Origin of the sequence: Streptomyces sp. NPDC052043, from assembly GCF_044548235.1 — a bacterium.
GTDB lineage: Bacteria > Actinomycetota > Actinomycetes > Streptomycetales > Streptomycetaceae > Streptomyces.
In genome coordinates this window covers 283,397-300,877 of record NZ_JBIUBT010000007.1, presented here as the reverse complement: position 1 = coordinate 300,877, position 17,481 = coordinate 283,397, and the positions used below count along the sequence as shown (strand labels likewise).

Below are 17,481 nucleotides of genomic sequence, written 5' to 3'. Positions count from 1 at the left end.
CGCCACCAGGCGTGCAGGGTCAGCCGTCGACGCGCAGGGCGCCCAGCAGCATCGGCAGTGAGGCGTGCAGCTCGCGCTCCCAGTAGGCCCAGCCGTGGGTTCCCGGTCCGTAGAAATGGGTGGTCACGTGCTTGGCGCCCACGCGTGCCAGTTCGGCGGCCAGGGCGTGGTTCTGGCGGTTGAAGTCGGACTCGAGCTCGCTCGTGCTGCCCGGGGAGTCCAGGGGGCCCGTGGAGCCGTCACCGCACGACAGGTACACGGGAATCGGCCTGAGCCGCTTGGCCAGGTGGAACGGATCGTGCGCCGCCCAGATGCCGCGCTGGGCGACCGGGTCGCCCCAGACCCGCAGGGGGTCGTCGCCCTGGCCGGCGAAGTAGCCCAGGATGCGGTTCACCGACTCCTCGTTCAGCAGCGGGTGCGCCGAGCCGGAGTACGCCGCGGTCGCCTTGAACATTCCGGGGTGCCGGGCGGCGTACAGCAGGGCACCCTGGCCTCCCATCGACAGGCCGGCGACGACGCGGTTGCTGCCGGCGGCCCAGTCACGCTCCAGGAGCTGCCGCAGCTCCACGGTGTGGAAGGTCTCCCACGCGGGGTCGCCGCCCCGGCCGTGGTTCCACCAGTCGCTGTACCAGCCGTTCCAGCCGGCCTCCGGCATCACCACGAGCACGTTGCGCAGGCTGTCGATGCGGGCGACGTCCGTGAGGGCGGTCCAGGAGGTGTAGTCCCCGCAACAGCCGTGCAGCAGCCAGAGGGTCGGCCAATGTTGGCGTCGATCGCTCGGGTTCCAGCCGTCGGGGGTGAGGAGCCGGACCTTGACCGTCCGGCCGCCCAGGGCCGGTGAGCGCACGGACAGGTCGACCTGGCGGTCCGCGACCTGGGTGACCGCGACGACCTCGGCGCCTCGTGGCTTCGGGGAAGGGGCAAGGGCGGCGTCGGCCGCCCCCGTCGCCGCGGGCGAGGCGGCGCGGGCCAAGGCGGTCGGCGTGGTCGGCGCGAGGGTGAGAAGCAGTGCGGAGAGGACGAGCAGGACTCGGGTTCGAAGGGTCATCGCGGCTCCCTGTGGTTGGTCGCGGCTCGAGCTTTCTTCGACCGGGCGGGGTCAACTCCGTTGGGGCAGGATCAGCAAGGCGTCTCCGACGGGGCGTTCGCCGGCGGCGTCGGACGGCTGGTTGAGGACCTTGCCGTCGACCACCATCGTGGTGGAGCCGCCGCCGTCCAGGTTGATCGCGTCGCGCAGTCCGAGTGCCTTGGCGATGTCGGCGCTCTCGGTGATGCTGAGCCCGAGCGCGCCGGTGCTGCGTCCGTCGGCGGTGATGAGCACCGTGCGTCCGGCGGCGTCCACTCCGGCCAGCGTGCGCGGGTTTCGCTTGTGCACCCAGCCGTAGTAGAAGCTCGGGTCGTCCGGGTGCACCATGCCGTCGGTGGCCGGTGTGACGTGGAGCCGGCCGTCGCGGACCAGTTCGGGGCCGCCGTTCACGATGTCGGTCCTGGGTGAGGGCGTCACCGGGTGTCCCCGTCCGTCCAGCAGGGTGGCCTTGATGTTCAGGTGGTCACCGGTCCGTGCGAGGGCGGTCAGCTCGGCGACGCGCCGGCCGGTGGCCTGCACGGAGCTGCCGCCGGCCGGGAGCGGTCCGCCACGTGGCGTGCGCAGCTCCACGACTCGGTCATGGGCGTCCAGGACTGCTTCGAGTCCCTCGCCCTGCGGGGTGCGTTGCCCGAAGTCACTGGTGAAGGCGACGAGTTCGTCGGCGTTGGTGCAGGTCACGTCGTGCAGCGGGAGTGAGGTCGGGATGTCGTGTGCGTCGCCGCCGCAGTTCCTGATCAGTCCCGGCACGCGGTTGATGCCGTTCAGGCTCAGCGAGGTGCCCCGGCCGGTGACCCGCCCCTGCCAGGTGAAGCGGGTGATCTCGGTCCGGCTGCCGTCGGCGTGCGTGACGAGACCGGGACGCCCGTTGACGGGTTCGCTCAGCAGGCGGCCGTCATAGACACCGACGCCTGCCGGGTCTCCTGGCGCGCCCGCGAGGGGGTCGAGGACGAAGAACCCGGCGTTGACCGCCGCGGTGGCGTCGGCCGCGTTCGACAGCTCGCTGGTCGTCTCGCGGTTCTCCAGGTCGGGGCCGTACGACGCCTTGAGGCCCCCGTGGAACCGGTGCGGGTCGATGGTGAGCACGTCGACCCGCCACGGGCCCCGGGCCGTGCGGTCGCCGTCCCAGCCGGTGTACACCGCTGATCCCGCGTACCCCGCCGCCTTCAACCGGGTCTGTTCGGAGGTCGCGTCGGACTGCGCGTCGAACGAACCGATGCGGACCCGCCACCCGAGCGTGCCTCCGGCGTAGTCGGCCGTACTCGACGTCGTCACCTGCTCGACCCGGGCCTGGAAGCCGTCGCGCTGCAGATCGGCGGCCAGCTCGTCAGCGCTCGCTCTGTCCTTCAGGGCGGTCGGCGGCGCGTCGGGGTCCGGTGACGTCTCACCGCCGGGAATGGACACCTCGACCGTCCAGCGAAGTGCCGAGTCGGTGGCACCACGCACGATGCGGGTGAGGGTGACGCCCGGCTGGAGGGTTGTCGTCGTGCGGGTCTCGGTCAGGTCGGACGGTCCCAGTGGCAGGGTCCGGGCCTGCCGACCCGGCTGTGTGTCCGGCGACGCCTGCGCCGGTGTGGCCTGTGCCGGGTTCGCCTGTGCCGGGTTCGCCTGTGCCGGGACGACGCCCATCACGACGAGGGCGCCGAGGGCAGCACCGGCACCGCACAGTCTCTTCTTCATCTGCACCGCCTGGAAGCAGGGGACAAGTGGTCCGGAGGGCAGGTCGCAGCCTGGTTCGGGCGTCGGCGTAGCGGATCGTGCCGCGGTCACGCGAGTCCCCCGGGCCGACTCTGACTCGAACATGACATTCACGCCCCCCTGGCGGGCCATGGTGCCAGCCGTGCAGGCGACACGAAAGCCCTGCCGTTCCTTGCGGTTGGCAGGGCTTTCGCGTAAACGGGGCCTCCGTCAGCTCCCGGTCGGCTCCGGAAACAGGCGGCGGCCGTCGCGGCGGTCGGTCACGCCAGGATCGACTGGCTCCGGAACATCCGGGCGCCGGCCGAGCCGAAGGCGCCGACGGATGCGGGCAGGTCCCGCGGGCCGGCCGGCAGCGGGTCGTGGCGGACGTGTTCGGCGGGCAGCCCGGCGCGGGTGAGCGCGGCCGTCACCGTCCGGACCATCGCCGGCGGCCCGGCGAGCAGCGCGCGGCCGGCCGGCGAGGGGCGGCTCCGGGTCACCGCGCGGGCCAGGCGGTCGTACGCGCCCTCCCCCGGTACCCCGCCCGTCACCGGGACCACGGTCAGCCACGGGCGGCGGCGTTCGAACCCGGTCAGGTACTCGGTGTCGTACAGGTCGGACAGCGCGTCGGCGCCCAGGAAGAGCCGCACCCGGCCCGTCCGGTGCTCGGACGCCGGCCGCAGGCGGCCTTCCAGCTCCTCGAGCAGCGCCTTCATCGCGGCCCAGCCGGTGTCCCAGGCCACCAGCCGGAGTTCACCCGTCGGCTCCTCGCCGAGCCCCAGGTTCCCCTTGGGAGGACCGAGCCGTACCCGGTCCCCGACCGCGGTGTGGCACACCAGTGCCTCACTCACGCCGCCGGTGCCGGTGCACCGGACGTGGAACTCCAGCTCCCCGTCCCGGCCGGGGTCGCCGGCCGGGTAGTACGAGCGCCAGGTGTGCGGCAGCCGCGCGGACTCCAACGCGGTGTACTGCCCGGCCCGGTACCGGAACGTCTCGTGCGGTCGTACCCGGAGCACCGCGAGGTCCGGGCCGCACAGCCGATGGGCCGTCACCGTGGCCTCCCAGCACGGCGGCTCGTGCAGCGCCGCGTCGGCGCCCCGCACCATGGCGGTGATCCCGAAGCGCACCATCCGGACCCACGCCTGCTCGAGTTCCGCGGACCAGTGCTCGCCGGCACGGATGCGCAGCGCCTCGCCGAGCGCGGTTTCGAACGCCGCGTACTGCGCCGGGCGCACACCGAGCTTGCGGTGGTCGCGGCCCAGCTGGGTGAACGTCGCGGTGATCTGCTCGGGCCGGTCGAGGTGTTCGAGCAGGTACCAGAACGCCCTCGCCAGGTGGGCCTGCTGGAACGCCATCTCGGCGGGGAACAGCGACCGCAGGGAGGGGTGCCGGGTGAACAGCGCGTCGTAGAGGTGGGCGATCAGCTCTTCGAACGGCGTCACCAGGTCCAGGTGCCGCATGATGATCTGCTGATCGGCCGCCCCCTCGTACGGCTGCCCCTCGTGCGGCTGGCCGCCATACGGCTGCCCGTCGCACGACGGCCCGACCGGGCCGCTTATGCCGCTGCCGCTGTCCGTGCCCGGGAAGCCGCCGGTGGAGAGCATCTGCCGGCGCAGTCGCATGGCGTCGTGCCGGGCCAGGAGTGCGTGGTACGTCCCGTCTTCCGCGCTCATGATCAGCGACCCTTCCGCGTCTCACGCCCGACGGCGGTCCACCGCGCGGCGTCCCTTCCAGCCGTGCCCGGTGCGACGGCCGGGGCCGGTGCGCACCGGGCCGGGCGGTCAGGTGCGCTGCCCGGGAGCTGGCGGATGAGTCGAGACATGGGTGGGCTCCTGAAGAAACGTGTGCGGAACGGTAGCCGGATACGACGGGAACAACGGACGCTCCGTCCGATGAAACCGCAGGTCAGTATGACATTAGGGGCATTTTCCCCAACGTCCCTGGTGGCAGGGGCCGTTAGGCCCTGGACAGGGCCGACATCGTGCGTCGCGCCCCCCGACGCACCCGGCCCGTCACCTCGATGTCAGAGCCGCTTGGTACAACTCTTCGCGAACGGCGCAACGCGTGCGAGCACCAGGAGGCCAGCGACATGTCCCACGTCGAGCATCTGAAGGAGCTGCATGGCCTCCCGGCCTTCGACTTCGCCCAGTTCGCGGGGAAGCGCGAGTTGCCGGAGGCGGGGGCCGCGGCCTGGCGGCTGGCCGTCGAACCGTACGGGGACTCCCCTGAGGACTTCGGTGCCCTGTGGGACCGCTTCCTCGATTCCGTCGACCCCGCCGGTGTGCGTGCCCTCATCGTGGGTCAGTGGGGTGAGCCGTACGACAACGACTCCAGCGGCATCGTGCGGCGCCTCGTGGCCGCCCGTGACCGGCTGACCGCGCTTCGGGCCGTGTTCATCGGGGACCTGGAGATGGAGGAGGCGGAGATCTCCTGGATCGAGCAGTGCGATGTCACGCCGGTCCTCGAGGCGTATCCGCTGCTGGAGGAGTTCGGGGTCCGCGGCGGCACCGGGCTGCGCTTCCCGGCGGTCCGGCACGAGCGTCTGCGCAGGCTCCGCTTCGAGGCCGGCGGTCTGCCCGGCGAGGTCGTGCGCGGTGTCGCCGCGGGCGAGTTCCCCGCCCTGGAGCACCTCGACCTGTGGCTCGGGGTGGAGGAGTACGGCGGCGACACGCAGGTCGCCGACCTCGCCCCGATCCTGGCCGGCGGACGCTTCCCTGCGCTGCGCCATCTCGGGCTGCGCAACAGCGAGATCCAGGACGAGATCGCCACCGCCGTCGCCGGGGCCCCCGTCGTCGCCGAGTTGACCTCGCTCGACCTGTCGCTCGGCGTACTCACCGACGAGGGCGCGACGGCCCTGCTCGGCGGTCGACCGCTCACCCACCTGACCCGGCTCGACCTCCACCACAACTTCCTCAGCGAGCCCGTGGCCGAGCGGATCCGTACGGCGCTGGAGCCGTCCGGCGTCGAGGTCGACCTGTCGGAGCGCGGCCAGGTGTGGGAGGACGACGGCGTCGTCCACCGCTTCACCGCGGTCGCGGAATGAGGCCGTCCTGTCCGGCGTCCGCCGTCGGCCTTCGGTTCGCCGTCGTCGGCAATCCCGAGAACCGGCGGACGACGATGTTCGCGGACGCCGTGCGGGCGGCCGGTCACCCGGCACCCCGTGTGCTCGCGTGGCGGGACGTGCTGCGCGGGCGGTACGCCTTCACGCCGGGCGAGTTGGTGCGGCTCGACTCCCCCGGCGAGAACGCCGAGGTCGACCGGTTGCTGCGGGACACCGACGACCCGACCCGGGTCGAGGGAACGGCCCTGTGGCACCGCCGTTTCACCGCCGCGGTGCGGGAGGTGACCGCCGCGGCGCGGCGTGCGGGCGCGGTGACGACCGCCGACCCGGAGGACGTCGCGGTCATGTTCGACAAGCGGCGCTGCCACGCGCGGCTCGCCGCCGCGGGCGTCCCGGTCCCTCCGGCTCTGACGGGTCCGTTCGGCGGCTGGTCGGGGCGGGACGGGCTTCGGGAGCAGCTGACGGCGGCCCGGATCTCACGGGCGTTCGTGAAGCCGGCGCACGGGTCGTCGGCCTCCGGTGTCGTGGCGCTGACGCTGGCGGGACCGGGCCGGGTCAGGGCGACGACCTCCGTGGAGACCACTGCCGACGGGCGCCTCCACAACTCCCTCCGGGTGCGCCACTACACCTCGGAGGCCGGCGTCGCGGCCCTCGTCGACGCCCTGGTCCCGGACGGGGTCCACGTCGAGCGGTGGCTGCCGAAGGCCTCGCAGGGCGGCCGGGCCGCCGACCTGCGGGTGGTCGTGGTGGCAGGACGCGCCACGCATGCCGTGGTACGGACCAGCCGGCACCCCATGACGAATCTGCACCTCGGTGGCGCCCGTGGTGACCTGGACTCGGCACGCGCGGCGATCCGGGCCGCGGGGGGCGACTTCACCGACGTGCTGGACGTGGCCGAACAGGCGGCCTCGTGCTTCCCGGGCACCCTGTGCGTCGGCGTGGACATCCTCCCGGCGACGGGCTGGCGCCGCTTCACGGTCGGCGAGGTGAACGCCTTCGGGGACCTGCTGCCCCGCCTCACCGGCCTGCCGGGCAGCGGCGCCGAGGGCCTGGACACCTACGCCGCACAGGTCGCCGCCGCACCGGCCCTCGCACAGGTCGCCACCGCACCGGCCCTCACGCAGGCTCCCGCACCGACCCCCGCGACGACCCCCGCAGTCGCCGGACCTGCCGTCGCCCCTGCCGCCGCACGGCGAGCAGAACGCAAGGAGCACCACCATGACAGCGCCGCTTGACATGAACGACATCGTGGGCAGCCACGACCTCCTGTTCGTCACGCTCGACACCCTCCGCTACGACGTGGCGCAGGAGCTGGCGGCGGCCGGACGCATCCCGCACCTGGCCCGGCACCTGCCCGGCGGCGCCTGGGAGCGCCGGCACGCCCCCGGCAGCTTCACCTACGCCTCCCACCAGGCGATGTTCGCGGGTTTCCTGCCGACACCGGCCGCGCCCGGTCCGCATCCCCGGCTCTTCGCCGCCCGGTTCGCGGGCAGTGAGACCACCGCGAACGGCACCTTCGTCCACGACACCCCCGACCTGGTCTCGGGTCTGGCCGCCGTCGGCTACCGCACCGTGTGCATCGGAGGTGTGGGCTTCTTCAACCAACAGGGGCCACTGGGCTCGGTCCTGCCGGGGATGTTCCAGGAGAGCCACTGGGAACCGGAGTTCGGCGTCACCTCCCCCACGTCCTTCGAGGCCCAGGTGGCTCGCGCGGAGAAGGTCGTGGCCGAACTCCCCCAGGATCAGCGCCTGTTCCTCTTCGTGAACGCGTCGGCCCTGCACCAGCCCAACTGGTTCCACCTGCCCGGCGCCACCCGCGAGGCCGGCGACACGCGGGCCAGCCACGCCGCGGCACTGGAGTACGTGGACCGGCACATGGGACGGCTCCTGGCCGCCGTCAGCAGCCGCCGCCCCTGTTTCGCCATCGTCTGCTCCGACCACGGCACGGCGTACGGCGAGGACGGCTACCACGGCCACCGCATCGGCCACGACGTCGTCTGGACCGTGCCCTACGCCCACTTCTTCGTCGACGGGGCCCGATGACCATGGGCAGCACCAGCACCGGGGCGGCGGCCGCGCCCCGCACCGTCCGCCCGTACCAGCAGTACGTCTACGCGTACCCGCACAAGACCGCGTACCGCCCACTCCCCCGGGAGCGGGCGTCCCTGCGCGCGCTGTGGGCGAACGAACCGAAGGACGCCCTCTCGCTCTACTTCCACATACCGTTCTGCGAAGTCCGCTGCGGCTTCTGCAACCTCTTCACCCGGATCGGGGCGCCGGACGGTCTGACCACCGCCTACCTGGACGCGATGGAGCGTCAGGCGGACACCGTGCGCGAGGCGCTGGGCGACGAGGCGCGGTTCGCGAACGCGGCCTTCGGGGGCGGCACTCCGACGTTCCTGGAGGCGGCGGAGCTGGAGCGGCTGTGCGATCTGGCCGAGCGCGGTCTGGGCGCCGACCTCTCCGCGATCCCGCTGTCGGTGGAGGCCTCGCCCGCCACGGCGACCGCCGACCGGCTGGCCGTGCTGGCCGCCCGCGGCACCACGCGGCTGAGCCTGGGCGTGCAGAGCTTCGTCGACTCCGAGGCGCGGACGGCCGTACGCCCCCAGCGCCGGGCGGACGTCGAGGCGGCCCTCGCCCGGATCCGTGACACGGCCATCCCCGTCCTCAACATCGACCTGATCTACGGCATCGACGGCCAGACCGAGGCGTCCTGGACCCGTTCCCTGGACGCCGCCCTCGCCTGGCGGCCGGAGGAGCTGTATCTCTATCCCCTCTACGTGCGCCCGCTCACCGGTCTCGGCCGGCACCGCGGGTCGGCCCCCGGCGGCGACGCCGACTGGGACGAGCAGCGGCTGCGGCTGTACCGCCACGGCCGCGACCACCTGCTCGCGCGAGGCTACGAGCAGGTGTCGATGCGCATGTTCCGCCGTGCGGGCGCCCCCGCCACCGGCGGCGAGGACTACGCGTGCCAGACCGACGGCATGGTCGGCCTCGGCTGCGGTTCCCGCTCGTACACCTCCACGCTGCACTACTCCTTCGACTACGCCGTGGACATGCACCGCATCCGCGCGATCATCGACGACTACACGGCACGCCCGGCCGAGGGCTTCAGGCACGCGGACTTCGGCTGGGAGATGGACGCGGACGAGTCCCGGCGCCGCCATCTGCTCCAGTCGCTGCTTCAGGCCGAGGGCCTGCCCGTGGCGGAGTACCGGACCCGTTTCGGCACGGCGCCCGACGACGACTTCGCCGCCGAGCTGGACCGGTTCCGCGCGCGCGGCTGGCTGGACGACTCCACGGGCCCGGAGCTGCTGCGGCTCTCCCCGGAGGGCCTGGCCCACTCCGACGCGCTGGGCCCCGAGTTGTTCTCCGTCGCCGTGCGCGACCGCATGACCGCCTACCGGCCGAAGTGACGGAGGCCGCATCCCGTATGGACCTGACGATCCTCTACCGCGGCCCGCTGGCGTCGTGCGACTACGACTGCCCGTACTGCCCGTTCGCCAAGCGCCGGGACAGCCGTGCCCAACTCTCCGCAGACCGAGCCGCGTTGGAACGCTTCGCCGCCTGGGCTGCGGCGCAGCGCGACGACCGTCTCTCGCTGCTCTTCACCCCGTGGGGCGAGGGCCTGGTGCGCTCCTGGTACCGGCGTACGCTCGCGGAGCTGAGCCGGCTGCCGCACATCCGCCGGGTGGCGATCCAGACCAACCTCAGCTGCCGCACCGACTGGCTGGACGCGGCCGACCTGGACACCCTCGCCCTGTGGTGCACCTTCCACCCCGGGCAGACGCCGTACGACCGCTTCCTGGCCAAGTGCCACGACCTGGCCGCGCGCGGTGTCCGCCACAGCGTCGGAGTCGTCGGCCTCCCCGAGCACCTGGAGGACGCGCGCCGGCTGCGCACCGACCTCCCCTCCCACGTGTACCTGTGGGTCAACGCCGCCGAGGGGCACACCTACACCGACGCCGAGGCCGACCGGTGGACGGCCCTGGACCCACTCTTCCCGTACAGCCGCCACCCGCACCGCAGCGCGGGTCTGCCCTGCCGTACGGGAGAGTCGGTCGTCTCGGTGGACGGCGAGGGCACAGTGCGCCGCTGCCACTTCGTCCGGTCGGAGCTGGGCCATCTGTACGACAGCTCCTACCGGCGGGCCCTGCGCCCCCGTCCGTGCCCGCTGGCTGTGTGCGACTGCCACATCGGCTACGTGCACCTGGAGACGCTGCCGCTGTACGACGTGTTCGCGGGCGGCGTCCTGGAGCGGATCCCGGCCGCGCCGCCCGCGCTCGGACACGTGGTTCCGGCGCCCCGGTAGCGGGTGACCCGCCGGACACGGACCTGTCAGGCGGGGCGGCCGGGCGCTCGGTCGAAGTCGTCGTCGCTCATGCGCAGGAGCGCCCAGCCGGCCCCGGCAAAGCCGACCGCGGCGACGAGCAGGCCGACGCCGGATGCGACGTGCCCCGGCATGAAGGGGTGGGTGAAGCCGCCCAGTGCCAGGGCGATGCCCGCCCAGGCCGGCGCGGCCCCGCTGCGCCACAGGGCGAGACCGAGCAGCAGCAGCCCCAGGACGATGCCGATGATGAACAGCAGGCCGCCCGTCAGGGCCAACGGGTCCTCCTCCAGGGCCTTCTGAAGCGCGGCCACGGTCGTCACGTCAAGGCCGTTCTTCGCCGTCGTGTACGCGAGCAGGTCGCCGCCCTGGTTCAGGGGGAATCCGGCCAGTTGACCGAGGAGCGCGAGGAGCCCGCCGGCGGTGGTGAGCCGGGGTGCGCCCCGGCGGGACACCCAGATCACGGCGAACGTCGCCGGTATCAGCAGGACCAGGAACGGCAGACCGAGGTACTGGGTGACGCGGGCCTGGTCGAGGTGGCCGGTGTAGGCGGTCACGGTGTCCTCGAACGACGAGCCCCCGTCGACGGGGCTGAGGATGTAGCTGAGCCCCATTCCGGTCATCGGCAGCGGGGTGACGACGGCGAGCAGGACGCGCCAGAACCCTCGCACGTCCTTCAGCGGCTTGGGCTGCTGCGGCGAGGCCGCGCGGGTCGGCTCGGGGTCGGTGTCGGTGTCGGTGTCGGTGTCGGACTGCATGGTGGAACCTCCGTTCCCGTGGGAGAGGTGAAGGTGGTCAGCTCGTCTGTGGCGTCTTCGCCGTCCGGCCCACGGCGTACGCGAGGGCCAGGCCGGTGCCGGCGGCGCTGAGGACGAGACCGATGACGGCGCCGTCCCAGCTCCGGACGAGGGCGACGACGGCGCCGATCAGGTTGAGCGCGCCGACGGTGAGCACGGCGGGCGTGGCCCAGGCGGCGGAGCGGAGCAGGGCGATCGCGGCGATGACGCCGACGACGCCGAGCAGGCTGATCAGCCAGGCGGCCGGGGTGGGTACGCCGTTGCCTCCGTCGTCGAGGGCGATCGGAAGGTTGAGCAGCGACATGGCGAGGGTCGCGACGGCGGCGGAGCAGCGAATCGTCCTCATGACGGCCTCCTGGACACGGCGATGGCCGGACCAGCGTCGGGCGCGCCGGGATCCCCGGCCCAGGGCTCGCCTTCCCGAGTCCGCGCGGTCGTGTCCGGCGGGGGACGCCCCGGTTCCCGGGCGGATCGGGAAGGTTTCCCGGAAACTCGGGAAACGCGGCCGTTGTCGGCGCCGGACGCGGGTCGGGATACTCGCGGTATCGACACTCCGCGCGGACACCGGACCCGGGACGGCAGCCGATGGGCCGCCGCGACGCTGGCGGCCGTCCTCGTCGGGGTGGGCTTCCTGCTGTGGTGGGTGACCGCGGGGCATCCGATGCCGGACTCCGACGGGTCCCCGGCCTGGGTGGAGCCACTGGTCACGCTGATCGCGTACGGCGTGGCGGGGGCCCTGCTCATCGACCGCCGTCCGGACCTGCCGTTCGGGTGGCTGCTCGCCGGGGCGGCGGTGCTGGTCGTCGTGCAGGTGCTGGCCCTGCCGCCGGCGTACGCGGCTGTCCTGGACGGCGACCGCGGCGTCCCGGCACGCTGGGGGCTGACCGCCGGAACCCTGGCGTTCGCGCCGGTCGCCGCGCAGGGGCTGATCAACCTCCGGTTCCCGTCCGGGCGTCCGGCCGGCCGGTGGAGCGCGGTCCTGGAGAAGGTGATCATCACCTGCACCGCGCTGGTCATGGTGGGCGGGCTGCTCGGCGGCACGACCCTGCGGGACGTCGGGGGCGGCGTGACCGGCCTCTCCCACCCGCTCACCGGTGGGAGCGCGGTCGGCCGGATCGCCGACGCGGCGACCCTCCTCGCGCCTGTGGTGGTGCTGCTCGGCCTGATCGCGGGCATCGGTGTCGTGGTCCGGTTCGCCCGGGCCGACGGCGTCGCCCGTCAGCAGTTGAAGTGGCGGGCGGTCGGCGTGATCGTGGCGCTGGCACTGTTCCCGCTCGCCGTCACGGAGCGACTGCCGTCGCTGACGAACAGTCTGGACGCGGTCGTGTTCGTCCTGACCCTGGCCGTACCCGTGCTGCGCTACCGGCTGTGGTCCATCGACACGATCCTGCGCCGCTCCCTGGTCTACGGCGCGATCACCGCCGCCCTGATCATCGGCTTCGCCGTGCTGACGGGGCTGGCCACCCGCGTGGTCTCCCGGCAGGTCGCGGCCCCGGTCGCCGCGGCGGGCGTGGCACTGTCCTTCGTGCCGCTGCGCGACCGCACGCAGCACCTGGTCGACCGCCTCTTCTACGGCGGCCGTCAGGATCCGTACCGCACGCTGCGGGACCTCGGGCAGCGGCTCAACGCTGTCCCGGGCGGCGACGCGCTCGACTCGTTCGGCCACGCGGTGGCGTCCGCGCTGCGGCTGCCGTACGTGGCCGTCGAGCGCGCCGACGGAACCCCCGTCGCGTCCCACGGCACGCCGGTGGAACCGCTGGAACGGCGGCCTCTGCTGTACGAAGGCCAGATCGAGGGCTACCTGGTCGCGTCGGCCCGGCGCGGCGAGGAGGACTTCGACGACCGCGACCGCGGCCTGCTGTCCGACATCGCCGGTCAGCTCGGTCTGGCGCTGCACACCCGGACCCTCACCGCCGAGTTGCTGCGGTCGCAGCAGCGCCTGGTCGCCGCACGGGAGGAGGAGCGGCGGCGGCTGCGCCGTGAACTGCACGACGGCCTCGGTCCGGTGCTCACCGCCATCGGCCTCACCCTGGACGCGGCCCGCGCGCGGCTGGAGACCGACCCGCCCGCGGCCGACAACCACATCGCCGACGCCCGCGAGGCCGCCGCTCAGGCGCTGGCGGACCTGCGCAAGGTCGTGCACGGGTTGCGCCCGCCCAGCCTGGACGACCTCGGGCTCGCCGGAGCCCTGCGCTCGCAGGCCGACCGGCTCACAGCGGGCTCGCCGCTGCGGGTCACCGTCGAGGCGGGCGATCTGCCCGACCTGCCGGCCGCGGTCGAGGTCGCCGCCTACCGCACCGCCGTCGAGGCGATCACGAACGCGGTGCGCCACAGCGACGGTCGGCAGTGCCACGTACGCCTGGACGCCTCCGTCCGGGAGTTGGTCTTGCGGGTGGGCGACGACGGTACGTCCCCCGGCCCGTGGCTGCCCGGCGTCGGCGTGACCGCGATGCGCGAACGCGCCGGGGAACTGGGCGGACGCTGTCAGATCGGCCCCAGTCCCGACGGCGGAGCCGTCACCGCCTGGTTCCCGCTCCCGGAGACGCCATGATCCGAGTCCTGCTCGCCGACGACCACCCTCTCGTACGCCAGGGAATGCGAGCGGTCCTCGACACCGTCGGCGACATCGAGGTGGCCGGCGAGGCCGGGGACGGCCACGAAGCCGTCCGCCGAGCCGTCGAGTTGCTGCCCGACGTCATCGTGATGGACCTGCAACTGCCCGGGCTGCACGGCATCGAGGCCACCCGGCAGATCCGGACCCGGGTGCCGGACGCGGCCGTGCTGGTCCTGACGATGTTCGAGGACGACGCGACGGTCTTCGCCGCCGTCCAGGCCGGCGCGCTCGGCTACCTCGTCAAGGGGGCCGACGGAGCGGACATCGTCGCCGCCATCCACGCCGCCGCGGCCGGACAGCCGGTCTTCGGCGCGGCACTGGCCGGCCGGCTGCGGACCTGGTTCGTGTCGCCGCCGCAGGACGGCCCGTTCCCCGAACTCACCGCCCGCGAACGGGACATCCTCGACCAGCTCGCGGCCGGGCTGTCCAACGCGGACATCGGCCGGCGTCTGCACCTGTCCGGCAAGACCGTGGCGAACAACGTCTCGACGATCCTGGCCAAGCTGCACCTGACCCAGCGCAGCCAGGCCATCGTCCGGGCCCGCGACGCCGGTCTGGGCCGGCTGCGCTGAGAACTCCCCTCTTGGCCCCTCCGGTTCAGCTCTGCTCCGTGGTGCACGCTCCGCGCCGCGCCAGCGGACGTGTCCCGTTGACCCGCAGTCCCAGCCCGGCCTGCTCGGCGCGGCCCCGCTCGGCGAGCCGGTCGGCACCGCACTCCTCCGCCAGCTCGACCCCCTCGGCCAGAAGTCCGGCCGCCCGGTCCGTGCCGCCGCCGCGCGCGACCTCCACACCGAGGTCGATCAGGGCCTCGGCGTAGGCGTGCCGGCTGGGCGAGCGGCGCAGTATCTCCACCGCGCGCTCCCGCAGGGGCAGCACCTGCCCTTCCTCGGCCACCGCCGCGCCGAAGCCCAGCGCCTCGCCGACGGCGGTGGGCGTGCCGTAGCGCTCCGCCCGCCGCAGCATCTTCGCCGTGAGGGCGCGGGCGCGCGCCGGATCCTCCTCGGCAACGGCGAGGGCGAGGTGGCCCGCCCAGGGGCACCAGGTCGGGTTGACGATGCCCTTGGCCTCCAACCGTGCCCCGGCGGCCGTGAGTTGGGCTTCGGCCTCCTTGCGCAGGCCACGGGCGAGCAGCAGCCGCCCGTAGACCGTCTGGGAGTCCGGGAAGACCACCGCGTTCAGGTATGGGGGCGCGAAGTGGTACGTCCTGGCGACGTGCAGCGCCTCCTCCACGCGGCCCCGGGACAGCAGGACGTCCACCAGCAGCCCCACGGCATACCACCGCGCGGGCACCCGGTCGCCCACCCGCTCGGCCAGGCGCACGCCCTCGCGTGCGCACTCCTCCGCCTTGACGAGCATCCCGCGCCGGAACCACACCAGGCCGAGCAGGGTGAAGCCGAAGGAGAGGTGGGCGCCGCTCCAGCCGACCTGCTCGCACTCGGCGATGGCCGAGCTGAACAGTTCCTCGGCACGGTCGCATTCGTCGGCGTACATGTAGCTGAGCGCGGCCACGCTCGGCAGTTCGAAGCCCCAGTCCGGGTCGGTGTAGCTCAGGCCCATGGCGCGTTGGGCGACGTCCAGCGTGTCCGCGGCCGGCTCTCCGCGCAGCATCGCGTCCCAGGTGCGGATGCACAACAGGGCCCGCTCCTCGACGGTCTGTCCGGGCAGGTGCTCGGCGAGCCGTGCGAGCCGCTGGGAGCGGTCGGAGGCCTGCTCCTCGTGCGCGTCGAAGACCAGCCACAGGTAGTGCGCCACCTGCATGCGCAGTCGTGCCCTGGGGGACTGGGCCCGGTCGACCTCGGCGCCCGCGACGGCGGCCGCCTTGGCGAGTTCGTCGTTGTGGGCGAACACCTGGGCCAGCCGAAAGGTGGCGTTCTCCCTGATCTCGGGGTCCAGGAAGGGCTGATCCAGGGCAGCGGTGAGGTGGTTGCCCGTGGTGGCGGGAGCGGTGAGCAGGGCGGAGCAGCCGAGTTCGTAGAGCACGCCCGCCCGGTCCTCGGGCGCGGGGGGTTCGCGCAGCGCGCGTTCCAGACAGCGCCGGGCGGCGTCGGGCGCGCCCAGACGGAGGTTCTCGCGTGCGGCGGCGCGCAGTTGGCGGACGGTGTTCGGGTCGCCCTCGGGGTGGGTCTCGAGCAGGTGACGGGCAGCGGCGGTGATGCCCAGGCCCGCGTCGGCGACCGCCCAGGCGGCCTGACCGTGCAACGCGGTGCGGGTGGCCGGCGGGATGGCCTGGTACACGGCGGTGGCGATGAGCGGGTGGACGAACTCGAGGGTGCGGGTGCCGGAGAGAATGCGGGCGACGCGCAGCCGGTCCACGGCGGCCTGGGCCTCGGCCGGGGGCAGTCCGGCCACGGTCGCGACCAGTTCCGCGGAGATCTCGGTGCCGAGCACCGCGGCGGCCCAGGCGAGCCGGACCGCGGCGTGGCCGAGCCTCTCCAGGCGCTTGACCAGGCCGGTACCCCGTGCGCTGGCGGCGAGTTCACCCAGCAGGGAGGCCGACTCCGCGTCCGGGGCGAGGCCGCGGTCCTGAACCCTGGCCATGAGCTCGACGGCTTCGTAGGGGTTGCCGCCGGTGACCACCCAGCACTCGCGGCAGAAGACGTCGTCGGCCCCCGCCCCGAGCGAGCCCCGCACCAGTTCGGCGACCGCCTCCGGGCTGAGGGCATGCAGCGGGATCGGGCGTGCGCCGCGTCCGTCGACCAGTTCGCGGAACGTCTGCGCCTCGGCGGGCACTTCGTCCGGGCGGTAGCCGACGACGACCAGCACGGGGAGTTCCCGCGCCCGGACCGCGAAGGCGGCGAGCCAGGCGAGCGACTCCAGATCGCCCCAGTGGGCGTCGTCGAGGACGATCACGACGGGTGCGCGGCGCACGGCCACCTGGGTGACGACCCAGTCCAGGCCGTCCCGCACGCCCTGCGGGTCCGGTCCCGCGGTGCCGGTCTGCTGGGCGAACAGGCCGACGGCCGGTCCGGCAATCTCGTACCACCCGCCGAAGATCTCGCGCCGCTCGGCCTCAGTGCAGGAGGCGAGGACGGGCTGGAGCAACTGGCGTACGACGTGGAAGGGAACGGTGTGCTCCTGCTCGCTGCCCCGGGCGGACAGCACGGTGCAACCACGTGCGGCGGCCATGCGCCGGACCTCGGTCAGCACGGTCGTCTTGCCCAGACCGGCGGCAGCGCTGTAGAACAGCAGCCCGCCCCGCCTGCCTTCGTCCTTCCCCTCGCCCGCGCAGATCCCCTCCACCGCTTTCTCGGCGGCGGTCACCTCGTTCTCGCGCTCGTACAGGGGTTTCCCCAGCCGATCGCGTCCGTCCACGATGGTGGTCCTCTCGGTGCGCTGCCGTTCCGACACTCCGTTACCCCTGATCTGCCGGTATGGCGGGAAGCCTAGCGAAACGCACACGAGTACTGCACAGTTGCATGCGAATTGGTTGCGGACGGCCGCGCGAGGGTACTCACGCCCAGAACTGACGTACCGTCAGGTCTCCGGGTCGGCCGGAGACAGCTCGGGATGCTGCGCCAGGGCCAGCCGGGTGCGCCGGATGTGACCGGCCGGAAAGCGTTCAGCGTCGGTGGTGTCGGCGCGCCGGACGGCGTCCGGGATCAGCCGGTGCTCGTAGTTGATGAGCCTGCGGCCGGAGGCGTCGATGAGCCTGGCGTAGGCCCTGCGGTAGTGCTGGGTGGTGTTCCAGGACCGGCGGACCATGACGCTGAGCTGCCGCCTGGCTCGCTCGCCGCGGCTGGTCCCCTCGACCTGGCGGCGCTGCGGTCCCGCATCTCCTTGTCCCGGCCCGGCGAGGCGGTCGGCTGCCGACCGCCTCGCCGGGCCGCGCCGCGTCGGGGGCGGGCGCGCCGCCTGTGCAGGCGGGACGCGATGGGGGCGCGGCGAGGGCGCCGGCGGGCCGCCCGGAGGAGGTGGCGATCA

General features: G+C 73.4%; 14 protein-coding genes. 7 read left to right on the top strand and 7 right to left on the bottom strand.

Annotated elements, in window-relative coordinates:
- Positions 1-19: 19 nt before the first annotated feature.
- The 3 genes from ACIHCX_RS19970 to ACIHCX_RS19960 form a co-directional block, all read right to left on the bottom strand.
- Positions 20-1,048, bottom strand: coding sequence for an alpha/beta hydrolase (locus ACIHCX_RS19970; protein ID WP_400031149.1), 1,029 nt, complete (start codon positions 1,046-1,048; stop codon positions 20-22).
- 51 nt (positions 1,049-1,099) lie between these two features.
- Positions 1,100-2,713: a phosphodiester glycosidase family protein gene (locus ACIHCX_RS19965; protein WP_400031364.1), complete on the bottom strand. Its 1,614-nt coding sequence runs from the start codon at positions 2,711-2,713 to the stop codon at positions 1,100-1,102.
- A 329-nt stretch (positions 2,714-3,042) separates the two neighbouring features.
- Positions 3,043-4,434: a globin domain-containing protein gene (locus ACIHCX_RS19960; protein WP_400031147.1), complete on the bottom strand. Its 1,392-nt coding sequence runs from the start codon at positions 4,432-4,434 to the stop codon at positions 3,043-3,045.
- 416 nt (positions 4,435-4,850) lie between these two features.
- Here ACIHCX_RS19960 and ACIHCX_RS19955 point away from each other — a divergent pair, with 416 nt between their 5' ends.
- The 5 genes from ACIHCX_RS19955 to ACIHCX_RS19935 are packed head-to-tail and all read left to right on the top strand — an operon-like array spanning position 4,851 to position 10,134.
- Positions 4,851-5,804, top strand: coding sequence for an STM4015 family protein (locus ACIHCX_RS19955; protein ID WP_400031144.1), 954 nt, complete (start codon positions 4,851-4,853; stop codon positions 5,802-5,804).
- Positions 5,801-7,057, top strand: coding sequence for an STM4014 family protein (locus tag ACIHCX_RS19950; RefSeq protein WP_400031142.1), 1,257 nt, complete (start codon positions 5,801-5,803; stop codon positions 7,055-7,057). Before ACIHCX_RS19955 ends, ACIHCX_RS19950 begins: the two co-directional genes overlap by 4 nt.
- A gap of 1 nt (position 7,058) precedes the next feature.
- Complete coding sequence (locus tag ACIHCX_RS19945; protein WP_400031362.1) at positions 7,059-7,865, top strand: STM4013/SEN3800 family hydrolase; 807 nt, start codon at positions 7,059-7,061, stop codon at positions 7,863-7,865.
- Positions 7,866-7,867: 2 nt separating this feature from the next.
- Positions 7,868-9,238 carry an STM4012 family radical SAM protein gene (locus ACIHCX_RS19940; protein WP_400031140.1) on the top strand — a complete coding sequence of 457 codons (1,371 nt, stop codon included), beginning with the start codon at positions 7,868-7,870 and terminating at the stop codon, positions 9,236-9,238.
- Positions 9,239-9,255: 17 nt separating this feature from the next.
- On the top strand, positions 9,256-10,134 hold the full coding sequence (locus ACIHCX_RS19935) for an STM4011 family radical SAM protein (protein WP_400031138.1): 879 nt from the start codon (positions 9,256-9,258) through the stop codon (positions 10,132-10,134).
- Positions 10,135-10,160: 26 nt separating this feature from the next.
- Here the strand turns inward: ACIHCX_RS19935 and ACIHCX_RS19930 are convergent, their stop codons facing one another.
- Together ACIHCX_RS19930 and ACIHCX_RS19925 are read right to left on the bottom strand one after the other, a co-directional pair.
- Positions 10,161-10,907 (bottom strand): hypothetical protein, encoded by a 747-nt coding sequence (locus ACIHCX_RS19930; protein ID WP_400031136.1) that lies wholly within the window; start codon positions 10,905-10,907, stop codon positions 10,161-10,163.
- A 37-nt stretch (positions 10,908-10,944) separates the two neighbouring features.
- Positions 10,945-11,292 (bottom strand): hypothetical protein, encoded by a 348-nt coding sequence (locus tag ACIHCX_RS19925; protein WP_400031134.1) that lies wholly within the window; start codon positions 11,290-11,292, stop codon positions 10,945-10,947.
- Between the two features lie 162 nt (positions 11,293-11,454).
- Here ACIHCX_RS19925 and ACIHCX_RS19920 point away from each other — a divergent pair, with 162 nt between their 5' ends.
- Positions 11,455-13,497 (top strand): sensor histidine kinase, encoded by a 2,043-nt coding sequence (locus ACIHCX_RS19920; RefSeq protein WP_400031132.1) that lies wholly within the window; start codon positions 11,455-11,457, stop codon positions 13,495-13,497.
- Positions 13,494-14,132 (top strand): response regulator, encoded by a 639-nt coding sequence (locus ACIHCX_RS19915; RefSeq protein ID WP_400031130.1) that lies wholly within the window; start codon positions 13,494-13,496, stop codon positions 14,130-14,132. Before ACIHCX_RS19920 ends, ACIHCX_RS19915 begins: the two co-directional genes overlap by 4 nt.
- Positions 14,133-14,157: 25 nt before the next feature.
- Here ACIHCX_RS19915 and ACIHCX_RS19910 read toward each other — a convergent pair whose 3' ends face one another.
- Together ACIHCX_RS19910 and ACIHCX_RS19905 are read right to left on the bottom strand one after the other, a co-directional pair.
- Positions 14,158-16,872: an ATP-binding protein gene (locus tag ACIHCX_RS19910; RefSeq protein ID WP_400031128.1), complete on the bottom strand. Its 2,715-nt coding sequence runs from the start codon at positions 16,870-16,872 to the stop codon at positions 14,158-14,160.
- A 162-nt stretch (positions 16,873-17,034) separates the two neighbouring features.
- On the bottom strand, positions 17,035-17,262 hold the full coding sequence (locus ACIHCX_RS19905) for a hypothetical protein (RefSeq protein ID WP_400031126.1): 228 nt from the start codon (positions 17,260-17,262) through the stop codon (positions 17,035-17,037).
- Positions 17,263-17,481: the final 219 nt, after the last annotated feature.

Bases quoted from the DNA above. Each gene is read 5' to 3' on its own strand.
- ACIHCX_RS19970 (WP_400031149.1), bottom strand. From the start codon at position 1,048: ATGACCCTTCGAACCCGAGTCCTGCTCGTCCTCTCCGCACTGCTTCTC.
- ACIHCX_RS19965 (WP_400031364.1), bottom strand. From the start codon at position 2,713: ATGGGCGTCGTCCCGGCACAGGCGAACCCGGCACAGGCGAACCCGGCA.
- ACIHCX_RS19960 (WP_400031147.1), bottom strand. From the start codon at position 4,434: ATGAGCGCGGAAGACGGGACGTACCACGCACTCCTGGCCCGGCACGAC.
- ACIHCX_RS19955 (WP_400031144.1), top strand. From the start codon at position 4,851: ATGTCCCACGTCGAGCATCTGAAGGAGCTGCATGGCCTCCCGGCCTTC.
- ACIHCX_RS19950 (WP_400031142.1), top strand. From the start codon at position 5,801: ATGAGGCCGTCCTGTCCGGCGTCCGCCGTCGGCCTTCGGTTCGCCGTC.
- ACIHCX_RS19945 (WP_400031362.1), top strand. From the start codon at position 7,059: ATGAACGACATCGTGGGCAGCCACGACCTCCTGTTCGTCACGCTCGAC.
- ACIHCX_RS19940 (WP_400031140.1), top strand. From the start codon at position 7,868: ATGGGCAGCACCAGCACCGGGGCGGCGGCCGCGCCCCGCACCGTCCGC.
- ACIHCX_RS19935 (WP_400031138.1), top strand. From the start codon at position 9,256: ATGGACCTGACGATCCTCTACCGCGGCCCGCTGGCGTCGTGCGACTAC.
- ACIHCX_RS19930 (WP_400031136.1), bottom strand. From the start codon at position 10,907: ATGCAGTCCGACACCGACACCGACACCGACACCGACCCCGAGCCGACC.
- ACIHCX_RS19925 (WP_400031134.1), bottom strand. From the start codon at position 11,292: ATGAGGACGATTCGCTGCTCCGCCGCCGTCGCGACCCTCGCCATGTCG.
- ACIHCX_RS19915 (WP_400031130.1), top strand. From the start codon at position 13,494: ATGATCCGAGTCCTGCTCGCCGACGACCACCCTCTCGTACGCCAGGGA.
- ACIHCX_RS19905 (WP_400031126.1), bottom strand. From the start codon at position 17,262: ATGGTCCGCCGGTCCTGGAACACCACCCAGCACTACCGCAGGGCCTAC.